Source organism: Bartonella tamiae Th239, from assembly GCF_000278275.1.
In the GTDB taxonomy this organism is placed as follows: Bacteria; Pseudomonadota; Alphaproteobacteria; order Rhizobiales; family Rhizobiaceae; genus Bartonella; species Bartonella tamiae.
On record NZ_JH725147.1, the window covers coordinates 915,233 to 927,444 of the forward strand.

At 36.7% G+C, this 12,212-nt stretch carries 9 protein-coding genes; 4 read left to right on the forward strand and 5 right to left on the reverse strand.

Translation table 11 applies throughout. From position 1 onward, the window contains the following. Positions 1-39: 39 nt before the first annotated feature. The 3 genes from ME5_RS04085 to ME5_RS04095 all read left to right on the forward strand — a co-directional run bounded on the left by ME5_RS04085 (position 40) and on the right by ME5_RS04095 (position 2,705). Positions 40-480, forward strand: a complete 441-nt coding sequence (locus ME5_RS04085) for a MerR family transcriptional regulator (protein WP_245256487.1) — start codon at positions 40-42, stop codon at positions 478-480. A gap of 455 nt (positions 481-935) precedes the next feature. Then, entirely contained in the window at positions 936-2,273 is a 1,338-nt protein-coding gene (locus ME5_RS04090; protein WP_008038660.1) for an MFS transporter, read from the forward strand. Positions 2,274-2,411: 138 nt separating this feature from the next. Continuing rightward, entirely contained in the window at positions 2,412-2,705 is a 294-nt protein-coding gene (locus ME5_RS04095) for a YggT family protein (protein WP_008038663.1), read from the forward strand. 115 nt (positions 2,706-2,820) lie between these two features. Here the strand turns inward: ME5_RS04095 and ME5_RS04100 are convergent, their stop codons facing one another. From ME5_RS04100 to mgtE, 4 genes are all read right to left on the reverse strand, one after another. Beyond that, positions 2,821-4,119 (reverse strand): MFS transporter, encoded by a 1,299-nt coding sequence (locus tag ME5_RS04100; protein WP_245256488.1) that lies wholly within the window; start codon positions 4,117-4,119, stop codon positions 2,821-2,823. Positions 4,120-4,490: 371 nt separating this feature from the next. Further along, on the reverse strand, positions 4,491-5,024 hold the full coding sequence (gene ppa, locus ME5_RS04105; protein ID WP_008038665.1) for an inorganic diphosphatase: 534 nt from the start codon (positions 5,022-5,024) through the stop codon (positions 4,491-4,493). A 63-nt stretch (positions 5,025-5,087) separates the two neighbouring features. After that, positions 5,088-6,914, reverse strand: coding sequence for a translational GTPase TypA (gene typA / locus ME5_RS04110; protein WP_008038667.1), 1,827 nt, complete (start codon positions 6,912-6,914; stop codon positions 5,088-5,090). Positions 6,915-7,328: 414 nt separating this feature from the next. Further along, positions 7,329-8,708: a magnesium transporter gene (gene mgtE / locus ME5_RS04115; RefSeq protein WP_008038668.1), complete on the reverse strand. Its 1,380-nt coding sequence runs from the start codon at positions 8,706-8,708 to the stop codon at positions 7,329-7,331. Between the two features lie 347 nt (positions 8,709-9,055). Between mgtE and ME5_RS04120 the strand changes: the two genes are divergently transcribed. Further along, on the forward strand, positions 9,056-11,080 hold the full coding sequence (locus tag ME5_RS04120) for a M3 family metallopeptidase (protein WP_008038670.1): 2,025 nt from the start codon (positions 9,056-9,058) through the stop codon (positions 11,078-11,080). Between the two features lie 466 nt (positions 11,081-11,546). Here the strand turns inward: ME5_RS04120 and ME5_RS04125 are convergent, their stop codons facing one another. Next, positions 11,547-12,095 (reverse strand): sugar O-acetyltransferase, encoded by a 549-nt coding sequence (locus ME5_RS04125; protein ID WP_008038672.1) that lies wholly within the window; start codon positions 12,093-12,095, stop codon positions 11,547-11,549. Positions 12,096-12,212 lie beyond the last annotated feature (117 nt).

The following is a 12,212-nucleotide window of genomic DNA, read 5'->3' on the forward strand; positions in this document are numbered from 1 at the left end:
GAATATAATCCCTGTAGTGACTACAGGTTCAAGAGCAAAATGAAAAAAAATTATTTTTCTATTGGCGATCTTTCTAAAATGACTCAGTGTCATATTGAAACGATACGCTATTACGGTAAAATCGGGTTACTTGATGAAAGTGAACGCACAAATGGTAATCAGCGTCGTTACGTTGAAAAGGATTATAAACGTTTATTGTTTATTCTTCATGCACGTGATCTTGGTTTTTCAATAGATGCTATAAGGCAATTATTGGATTTATCCAATGATCCAAATCGAGCATGTGGAGAAGCAGATTCAATCGCTGATCGGCAATTATTTGAAACGCGAGAGCGCATCAAACGCTTGAAATTACTTGAAAAAGAACTGTTAAAAATGACAAGCCAATGCAAAACTGGGCATAAAATACATGAATGTAAGGTGATTGAAAGCCTTGCAGATTGTGGGTTTTGTCAAATAAAACATCAAGGTTTTCAATAAATTATATTATAAAGAAATATGAATTTTATTCATATCAAAAATAATGTGTGTCAAATTGATTGAAAATATGGAGTCATCATATGACATTTATTTGTCTTTTGCCTCTATAATTTATTCAACTGAATTTATAAAGCCCATTTTATCGGTAATTTAATGTGAATTTTTTGATTATATCAATGGAAGCATCATTATTAGGTTTTAAAAAGAAATTTAAAATAAATTTTTATTATCATATCTCTAAAATGTGTAAATTTAATCGCTGTTCAATCATTGAATTTGAGACGGTATGAAGAGTAATTTTATTTTTTTTATTAAAATGAGGCTTTTGTTTCTTTTTGTAATGTTTATCAATCATTATTGCTTTACTCATCCTTTCATAATGTCCTAAGTAGATCGCATTATAATAGATCTTAATGGTAAAAATATTCGTTTTGTCATAGGGAGAAGTCTGAAGGATGACTGTAGAACGACGTTTGAATAAAAGTGATATGCGCACACTCGCTTTGTCCTCTTTAGGAGGCGCACTTGAATTTTATGATTTTATAATTTTTGTGTTTTTTACCGCAGAAATTTCACGGACAGTTCTACCCGCAGAAATGTCTCCATGGCTTGCCACAACATGGACTTACGGTATTTTTGCGACAGGTTATCTCATGCGCCCTATTGGTGGGCTTTTTATGGCACACATGGGTGATCGTTTTGGTCGTAAACGTATGTTTACTTTATCTGTTTTATTGATGTCTGTAGCCACACTTGGCATGGCTTTTGTTCCCACTTATGCGGCTTTGGGCAATGTTGCTCCGTTGATCTTACTTTTATGTAGAATGATGCAAGGTTTGGCCGTTGGAGGAGAGGTTCCAGGTGCTTGGACATTTGTTGCAGAACATGTACCACAAAAATATGCAGGATTTGCTACAGGGGTTCTTACATCAGGCTTGTCACTTGGTATTTTGATCGGTTCGATCATTGCTTTTACCATCAATCATAGTATTCATCATAATCTCTTACCTTTGCCAGAACATGTTACGACATTTTGGGGATGGCGTTTTGCCTTTATACTCGGCGGTATATTTGGTCTTATTGCTGTTTGGCTTCGTCGTTTTCTTGATGAGACTCCTATTTTTAAAGAAATGAAACAAAAAAGCACACTGTCGCATGAAGTGCCTTTGAAATTGGTTGTAACAAAACATTTTAATAGTGTTTTGATTTGTATTTTACTGACATGGACATTATCCGCAGTCATAATGATCGCGACACTTTTAACGCCAAATTATATGCAAATGGCGCCTTATGACTATTCAGCAGATACGGCTTTGGCCGCGAATGCAATCACAAGTTTATTTTTGATATTTGGAACACCTATTGCTGGATATTTATGCGATCGTCTTGGAAGTGGGAGATTTTTTAGCATTGGCGGTATATTTTTTGCTTGCATCTCTTATATTTTTTACAGTTTTGCAGGACATTCAGTTGCTACCTTATTCATTCTTTCCGCACTTCTTGGATTGAGTGCAGGTTTTGTTGGTGCGGTTGCATATGTTATGGTACGATCTTTTCCAGCTGCAATTCGCTTTTCTGGTGTGTCATTTTGCTATAATGTTGCTTATGCAATTTTTGGCGGCTTGACGCCTTGGACAATCAATCTATTACAGCCGATTATACCATCAATACAAATGTGGTATCTTATTTTCATTGCTCTTCTTTCAAGTGGTATTGGAGTTTATTTATTATTGGCTAAAGAGAAAAATCAAATGACAATTGGCATTGAAGAGACAAGCCATAAGAATGTTTAAAACGTAGAAGAATATTGATGAAAAACAAGACTGTTCTTGTACTCAGTCATTTGTCAGTTTAAACACGTATTTGCACAAATCAATGTAGTTAAATCGTTTGATTGTGAAGTTTGCTTTAAAAAACAAGAAGGATACAAAATGGTTTATTCATTACTTCAAGTCATTGATATGATTTTTAATCTTTATATCATTATATTGATAGCCAGTGCTATCTTTTCTTGGCTTTATGCATTTAATATCATTAATACACGCAGTCCTGTTGTCGCCGCAATTGGGCAATTTCTTTACCGTGTAACGGAACCAGTCTTAGCGCCTATTCGTCGTTTTTTGCCTAATTTAGGAACCGTTGATATTTCTCCAATTATTGTTTTTTTTATTATCTATTTCATTCGTATTTTTATGTGGCGCGCTTATTACGGAATGTTTTTTTGATCAATGTTTTACGGGTGCATGAGTATTTCAGTTAAGATTGGTTCATGAGGTTTATAATTAAATCTGAAAACGCAGAAACCTGCAACTTTAATTCAGAATATTTATTCTATTGCTATTAATCGTAACTTTTAAAGTAGTTTTTCTTAATTGCGCAAAATATTGCACATAATGTCATAACATTACCAATTATCAGATAAAAAGCAGGGGAAAGCGGATTTTCAGTCACTTTTAACAGCCATGATATAATTATTTGTGCTGTACCACCAAATATCGTAATGCCAAATGTATAAGAAAGCGAAAATCCTGTTGAGCGGATTGTTTTAGGAAAGCTTTCACATAAAAGAACAACAATTCCTGCTCCACTAATGTTTTGTAAAGCAGTAAAAATACCAATAACAGTAAAAAAAACCAAAATATTTTCGCTTGTATTGATTAAATACAATCCAGGCCAAAGGAGAATAAGCAGAAATAATCTTGGTATAATGATGGTCTTGGCACGGCCATAATAATCAGCACAAAGGCCACCTATTAAAGCAAATGTAATCATCACAAAACCTACAAAAACAGTAGTTACCATTGCGAGACTTTCACCAAAATGCAATTCAGTAAGGGCATAAGTTGTTAAATAATTGAGAAAATATTGCGTTATCGTGCTGCCTGATAAAATAAAAATTCCTGCAATAATAAGCATTGGATAGTTTTTAAAAACATAATTTAAAATAGTTTTTGCTGAAAATGACTGTGTTTTATCACTTTGACGATGTGTCTCGTGTAAATGACGACGCATATAAAAGGCAATAGGTAAAATCGTAAGACCAGCGGCTATTGCTATTCTCCATCCCCAATTTTGAAACTGCTCGGGCTGTAGAATGAGTGACAGTATCGTTCCAATAAGCCCTGCGGCAATTGCGGCACCTCCTTGAGCAACCATTTGCCAACTGGTGTAAAAAGCGCGTCTATTTTTAGGAGCTGATTCAAGAATAAAAGTAGTTGCAGGTCCTGCCTCACCACCCCATGCCAAGCCTTGAGCAAAACGCATGACTAACAGCATTATGGGGGCAAATATGCCAATAGTTTCATAGCCAGGCAATATAACAAGTCCTCCCGTTCCTGCTGCCATGAGAAACATGGTGAGCAACATAGCAGGTTTGCGGCCTGATTTATCTGCATAGGCACCGATAAATATGGCGCCTAAAGGGCGCGCTACGAAACCAACACCAAAAGCTGTAACAGAAAATAATAAGCTAGATAAAGGGTTTTCAGAGGGAAAGAATGTTTGACCGATCATAACTGCAAATGTCGTATAAACGATAAAATCATAAAATTCGACAGCGTTTCCTATCGCAACAGCTATAACATCTCGTTGGGAAACATTTTCTGATGGCTTAATTGGCTTATTATACTTATTTTGCAAATTATGTACCACTTCATTTGATTATATATTTTGAATAATGCTTATAGTTATATATATTGTCTTATATAATGTTCATACTATAAAGATTTGTTCTATAAAATATTAATGGTCATATTACAACATAAATTACTTACATAAATAAGTAAAAAAAAATCTGTGTTATGGTTACTACTCTAACTTAAAAAATTATGATCATAGATGTCATTTCATATATGGTTTGAATATATTTTATAAAAAACTAGAAACAGTCCGATGTTCATTTAATTATTATTGAAAATGATAATAACGCTATTAAAAAAACACTCTATGTTTTTCAAAGAGCGTTTTTTAATAGTATTATGAAATTAAGTAATGATCGTTCAGCTTATCAATTATTGAGCGGAGCTGGCTCTTTCAATTGCTTGCTTGACCAATTCACGGGCAAAATCTTCATCACGCCAGCCTCCGATTTTAACCCATTTACCAGGTTCTAAATCCTTGTAATGCTCAAAGAAATGCTCGATCTGTTTTAAAGTGATTTCAGGCATATCTGCATAATCATGAATATCAACATAACGTTGTGTTAATTTTGGTGTTGGAACAGCAATAATTTTTTCATCTTTACCGCCATCATCTTCCATGATTAAAGCGCCGATTGGGCGTACATTGATAACACAACCAGGAACTAGCTGGCGGGTATTACAAACCAAAACGTCAATTGGGTCACCGTCTTCTGACAATGTATGGGGAACAAAACCGTAATTACCAGGATAAAACATAGGTGTGTAAAGAAAACGGTCAACAAAGAGTGCGCCTGATTCCTTATCCATTTCATATTTTATCGGTTGTCCACCGACAGGCACTTCGATAATAACATTGACATCTTCTGGAGGATGTTTGCCAATCGGAATTGCATTAATATTCATAAAGATATCCTTTCCAATATAGAGATCATACATCATAAATGAGAATTTTGTGATGTTATAAAATTAGGATTGATTTGAAAGACGTGATTTTTCAAAACGTTTGCGCTCATTAGGATCAAGGTATAGCTTACGAAGGCGAATATTTTTAGGTGTTACTTCAACAAGTTCATCATTTTGAATCCAGGATAATGCGCGTTCTAAAGTCATCCTAATAGGTGGAGTTAATTTTACAGCTTCATCTTTGCCTGCAGCGCGAACATTAGTAAGTTTTTTACCTTTTAAAACATTCACTTCCAAATCATTATCACGTGAATGGATGCCAATAATCATACCTTGATAAACCTTAACTCCAGCATCAATGATCATAGGTCCACGGTCTTCCAAATTAAAAAGAGCGTAAGCTACGGCTTCACCATTATCATTAGATGTTAAAACGCCGTTGATACGACCGCCGATTTCACCTTTATATGGCTCATAAGCGTGAAATAAACGATTCATAATAGCCGTCCCACGTGTATCAGTCAAAAGCTCTGATTGATAGCCAATAAGACCACGTGTAGGGGCATGAAACACCATACGGACACGATTACCACCAGAGGGACGTAGTTCGATCATTTCCGCTTTGCGTTCAGACATTTTTTGCACAACTGTGCCTGAATATTCTTCATCAACGTCTATGACAACTTCTTCTATGGGTTCAAGTGTATTGCCATCTTCATCTTTTTGCATCACAACGCGCGGACGCGATACGCTTAACTCAAATCCTTCACGACGCATATTTTCAATCAAAACAGCCAATTGTAATTCACCGCGTCCTGAAACATAGAATGAATCTTTATCTGATGCCTCTTCAATTTTCAGCGCAACATTACCTTCAGCTTCTTTTAAAAGGCGATCACGAATGACACGACTTGTTACCTTATCCCCTTCTGTTCCAGCAAGCGGGCTGTCATTAACAAGAAAGCTCATGGTAACGGTTGGCGGATCAATTGGCTGAGCAACAAGGGGCTCTGTGACAGAAGGATCGCAAAATGTATCGGCAACTGTGCCTTTTTGCAGTCCTGCAATAGCGACAATATCACCAGCTACCCCTTCTTCAATGGGTTGACGTTCTAGACCACGAAAAGCAAGAATTTTTGAAATACGGCCGCTTTCAAGCATACTTCCATCTTGTGCGAGAACTTTAACAGCTTGGTTTGGTTTGATTGTACCTGAGTGAATGCGCCCTGTAATAATACGTCCTAAGAATGGATCGGCTTCCAAGATCGTTCCGATCATGCGAAAAGGACCTTCAGCAACTGTTGGTGAAGGGACATGACGAACGATCATATCAAACATAGGGGCCAGTCCTTGATCTTTAGGTCCCTCAGGATTTTCTGCCATCCAACCATCGCGACCTGATCCATAAAGAATTGGGAAATCAAGTTGTTCATCGGTTGCATCCAATGCTGCAAAGAGATCAAACACTTCATTAATAACTTCGTCTACGCGCGCATCTGCGCGGTCAATTTTATTAATAGCAACAATAGGACGCAGCCCAACTTTAAGCGCTTTTCCAACAACAAATTTTGTTTGTGGCATGGGGCCTTCAGCAGCATCAACAAGCACGACTGCACCATCAACCATATTCAAAATGCGTTCAACTTCACCACCAAAATCAGCGTGTCCAGGCGTATCAACAATATTGATACGCGTATCTTTCCAAACAACAGATGTTGCTTTGGCTAAAATAGTGATACCGCGTTCTTTCTCGATATCGTTCGAGTCCATCATACGCTCACTGGTGCGTTGATTGTCGCGAAAATTTCCTGATTGTTTTAAAAGCCCATCAACCAGGGTGGTTTTGCCATGGTCAACGTGGGCAATGATGGCAATATTGCGCAATTGCATATATATCTTCTTTTCGTTTACTGAGATTGCGAAACACGGCAAAATGGTTAGGATTACCGCACATGGTTGGCTTCTCATACATGTTTTTTGCAGTTTTTGGAAGAGGGGCATCATATTTTCTCAAAGCCTTTTTAAAATATAATAAAAGAAAAAAGCTTTTTATTTTTTCAAGACTTTCATGTTTGAAAGAAAATCATCATATAAAGGGCAATGACAATTAAATATTTAATATCTTTATGATTTGATGAAGCTATAAACTGCGGTTTTGTATTTTAAAGTTTAAGATATTTAAAATTTTTATTGTATAATAGTGATAAGCTTTAAGATTGCGCAAATTTAAAAACCACACAGATAAGACTGCGCGGTTTATGATATGTTATCATATCTTTAAAAAGACAGACGTTTTGACAATGATTAAAGTAATGTACCACTCAATATGACGGCTGCAACAGAAAAATAGATGACAATACCTGTTACATCCACCAAGGTTGCTACAAAAGGAGCGGAAGCGCTTGCTGGATCAAATCCCAAACGTTTAAGAATAAATGGTAACATCGAACCTGTCAGTGATCCAAAGGTAACAATGCCGACAAGTGCTGCGCCAACGGTTGCTGCAACCAACATCCAATGCTCGCCATAATCATAAATGCCTGCTTCTTGCCAGATAACAATACGGATAATTCCGATAAGACCCAACATAGAGCCCAATGACAATCCAGCTGGGATTTCACGTATGGCGACTTTCCACCAGTCTTTTAGACTCATCTCACGTAGTGCGAGCGCGCGAATAATTAGCGAGGTTGCTTGCGATCCAGAGTTTCCCCCTGAGCTCATAATTAAGGGAATAAACAAAGTTAACACAATGGCTTTTTCAAGTTCATCTTCAAAATGCTGCATGGCGCTTGCGGTTAACATTTCGCCCAAAAATAACACAGCAAGCCATCCCCCTCTTTTTCTCATCATTTCAAAAAAATTAATTTTCAAATAAGGTTTATCCAGTGCTTCCATCCCACCAAATTTATATGCATCTTCGTTCATTTCTTCTGTCATGGCATCAAGAACATCATCAACGGTCACAATACCAATGACATGGTTTCCTTCATCGATGACTGGAACGGATAATAAATCATGACGACGAAACAACCGCGTCACATCTTCGCGGTTTGTAAAAGGTGAAATGGTGATTGGCGCGCTTCCTTTTGCAGCTTCTAAAATAGTTTTATTAGGATCTGCAAGAATAAGATTTCGCAAGGATATTGCCTTTAACAACACGCTTGTTTTAGGATCAATAACATAGCTTGCATAAACTGTTTCACGCGTACGCTCAACCTCCTTAATATGATTAAGTGTTTGTGCAACGCTCCATGTTGAAGGAATGGCAATAAATTCTGTTGTCATCAATGCGCCTGCACTATCGTCTGGATAGCTCGACAATTTAGTGATTTCTGCACGTGTTACCGGCTTTAATAGCGGATAGAGTTTGCTTCTAACATCCTCATCCATGTCTTGAAACATATCGGCTGCTTCATCGGCTGACATGCCATCAAAAATAGTCGTGGCTCTTTCTGTTGGTAAATGTTCTAGGATTTTTTCGGGATGTTCTAATTCTGGCTTATCGAAAAGTTCAATCGCATAATCAACAGGTAAATATTTAAAAACATTAACACATTCACTTATATCCATATGGTTGATAATATCGATCGCATCTGCATAATGAAGTTTACTCAGGCGCTCGGCAATATTTTCAGCCGAAAGTTTTTTTAAATCGTGAAGAGTGAGAGTGTTTTCTACCATGATGAGAGGCTCCTGACGAATTGCGCGTATTGCCGTTACACTTACTATATTACAAAAGTAATAACCACTTTAATGGTTGTTACCCATATGCAAAATAGCTGTTTCAATTGTAATATCATAACTAAATGTCAAGCATTTATTTTAAAGCCTACATTGAAAATGTGTTTGTTTTTTTATGATTTTAAAACTTTTTGTCTGAAATTATTAAGGTTTTTCTTATAAATTTGGAAAGAAAAATAGTGATCGAAAATAAAGCTTATTGGATAAAACTGGTAATTTTTTTTTAAATTGTTACATTTTACAGTGGTCTTAAAATAAATCGGCACTTTAAAGATGGAGCTTTTAACATGACGCAATCAGCGCTTTTACACTGGAACGGGTTTGATGGCTTGCCAGATTTTAATCACATCAGTGATGATGATTTTAAACCTGCCTTTGAAAAAGCATTAAGTGAGGCAGAAGCTGAGGTTGATGTTATTGCTTCATTGGAAGAGACCCCGACAATTGATAATTTTTTAAAACCATTCGAATTGGCTGGCCAAAGCTTGGAACGGGTATGTTCTGTTTTCTTTTTGCGGTCAGGCGCTGATAGCAATGATAAAATTCAAAAGCTTGAGCAAGACATTGTTCCAAAATTGTCGCGCTATTCTTCAAAATTAATGATGGATCCACGTCTTTTTAAAAAAATTGATAGTCTTTATCAATATGCACAAACAGGCGCTTTCGATCCGCAAACCACTCGTGTCATCATGTTGGCTTGGAAAGGTTTTGTACGCAATGGTGCCCGTCTTAATACAACAAATAAACTAAGACTCGCTGAAATAAATGAAAGGCTCGCTTTTTTAGGTGCAACATTTGGCCAGCATGTTCTTAAAGAAGAGGCGCAATGGGTTTTATTTTTAAATGAGCAAGATTTGAACGGTTTGCCTGTTGACCTTATCGCAACGATGAAGGAGAGTGCAGCTGAAAAAGGCCATCCAAATTCTTATGCTTTAACGCTTGCTCGTTCAATTGTGGAACCTTTTATCACATTTTCTGATCGGCGTGATCTGCGTGAAAAGGCATTGAATGCTTGGTCTAAACGCGGTGAAAATGATAATGAATTTGATAATAGAAAAATTATTGGTGAAATTTTAAAATTGCGTGATGAAAAAGCAAAATTATTAGGTTATGTTTCGTTTGCTGCCTTTAAACTTGATAATACAATGGCAAAAACCCCAGAAAATGTCAGTAATCTTTTAATGCCTGTTTGGGAAAAAGCACGTCAAAAAGCTTTGAAAGAGCAAGACGATTTGCAACAATTTATGGCAAAAACAGGTAATAATCATCCCTTAAGTCCTTGGGATTGGCGCTATTATGCTGAAAAATTGCGGGCAGAACGCTTTTCTTTTGATGAAACAGAAGTCAAGCCTTACTTTCAGCTTAATCGCATGATTGAGGCAGCATTTGCAACAGCAACGAAACTTTTTGGGTTAACATTTCATGAAATAAAAGATGTGCCGCTTTGGCATGAGGATGCGCGTCTTTTTGAGGTTAAAAACCCTGATGGCAGTTTGCGTGGACTTTTTATTGGGGATTATTTTGCACGCGCGTCTAAACGATCCGGTGCATGGATGAGTGCGCTACAATCCCAGCATGGTTTAGATAAGGGGCAAAAACCTATCATTTATAACATTTGTAACTTTGCAAAGCCGCCCAAAAACAAGGAGGCACTTTTATCCTTAGATGATGCACGCACACTTTTTCATGAGTTTGGCCATGCCTTGCATGGATTGTTATCTGATGTTAAATGGCCTTCAATTTCAGGAACATCTGTTTCACGTGATTTTGTTGAATTGCCTTCGCAATTGTTTGAGCATTGGTTGACAGTGCCTAAAACATTGGAAACATACGCGTTACATGTTGATACAAATCAGCCAATACCACAATCATTGCTTGATAAGATAGTGGCAGCCAAAACTTTTAATGCTGGTTTTGATGCCGTTGAATTTACTTCATCGGCTTTGGTTGATATGGCGTTTCATGAAGGTCATGAAATTTATAATATCACACAATTTGAAGAAGCAGAACGCAAGCGTCTTCAAGTGCCCGATGCGATTATGTTGCGTCATCGTCCAACACATTTCAATCATATTTTTTCAGGTGATGGGTACTCTGCTGGCTACTATTCCTATATGTGGTCGGAGGTTCTTGATGCTGATGCATTTGAAGCTTTTGAAGAAACAAATGATGTATTTGATAAAAACACAGCACAGAAGCTCAAAACATATATTTATTCATCTGGTGGAAGCTGTGATCCTGAAGAGCTTTATATCAATTTTCGTGGCAAATTACCTAGCCCGGAAGCAATGATTAGAAAACGGGGACTTTAATACAATTTTTTTACCATGTGAAAAAAGCATTTAAATATATAGTTATAAAAATAGCAAAGGATCAAACCTTTGCTATTATAGCATTTTATGATGATACTAGGACTCAAAAACCACGACATTTTGTTGAAATGGTATAAGGATTTTTTGAGAATAAGGACATGCTCTGCTGGAAATAGAGATATTTACAAGGTAGCTTAACAAAGTGGGCGATAAAATTTTCTCTATCGTAAGGTCACAAAACCACTTCAATCATCTTTGTCTAAAAAGTCAAAAGGAGGATATGACGTCCTTTATTCACTTTTTGTTTTGTTTTTTCTGTTTAATGTGCCGTTTTATTTACATAAAAGGGGTCCTGTGCTTAGATGTATTTAAAAATTGATACCAAAATGATGAAAGTATTTATCTTCTCATCATTTTGGCCTTATTGATATTTTTATGAGATAAATTGAAAAAAATTCTAAGTGTTTTATCGAATAGGCCGTGCAGGATTTCCAACAACAATTGCCTGCGCATCGACATTTTTTGTCACGACACTTCCAGCACCAATCACAGCACCATCGCCAATGGTTATGCCTGGTAATATGAGTGCACCGGCGCCAATCCAAACCGTTTTGCCAATGGTAATAGCTTTACCATATTCCAAGCGTTTTTCGCGCATTTTGGCATCTGTTGAATGTGAGGCTGTTAAAATTTGAACATTAGGGGCAATTTCTGTCCCTTTTCCAATTTCAACTTTGCAAACGTCAAGAATAGTGCAGTTGAAATTGATAAAGACATCATCATCAATAAAAATATTAAAGCCATAATCACAATAAAATGGCGATCTGATTTCAACATTTGATCCTACATGGCCAAGACCTTTTTTTAAAAGCGTGGAACGGCTTTGTGTGTCTTGTGCAAAAGCATCATTGACGTCTTTCATCCATGAAAAAGCATTTTGCCGTTCTCGAGTCAATTCAGGATCTGAAGCATCGTAATACGCGCCAGCAATCATTTTTTCTTTTTCTGTTTGCATATTCACTCCTTTATGTCTTCAATTCACTACTATAATGATCTTTTATCATAGTAGGAAGACATCTCATTTTTGACATGCATATCGATTAAGCGTAAAAGGCAAAATGTTTTTTATATG

Coding starts and splice junctions, on each gene's coding strand:
- ME5_RS04085 (WP_245256487.1), top strand. CDS start 40: ATGAAAAAAAATTATTTTTCTATTGGCGATCTTTCTAAAATGACTCAG.
- ME5_RS04090 (WP_008038660.1), top strand. CDS start 936: ATGACTGTAGAACGACGTTTGAATAAAAGTGATATGCGCACACTCGCT.
- ME5_RS04095 (WP_008038663.1), top strand. CDS start 2,412: ATGGTTTATTCATTACTTCAAGTCATTGATATGATTTTTAATCTTTAT.
- ppa (WP_008038665.1), bottom strand. CDS start 5,024: ATGAATATTAATGCAATTCCGATTGGCAAACATCCTCCAGAAGATGTC.
- typA (WP_008038667.1), bottom strand. CDS start 6,914: ATGCAATTGCGCAATATTGCCATCATTGCCCACGTTGACCATGGCAAA.
- mgtE (WP_008038668.1), bottom strand. CDS start 8,708: ATGGTAGAAAACACTCTCACTCTTCACGATTTAAAAAAACTTTCGGCT.
- ME5_RS04120 (WP_008038670.1), top strand. CDS start 9,056: ATGACGCAATCAGCGCTTTTACACTGGAACGGGTTTGATGGCTTGCCA.
- ME5_RS04125 (WP_008038672.1), bottom strand. CDS start 12,095: ATGCAAACAGAAAAAGAAAAAATGATTGCTGGCGCGTATTACGATGCT.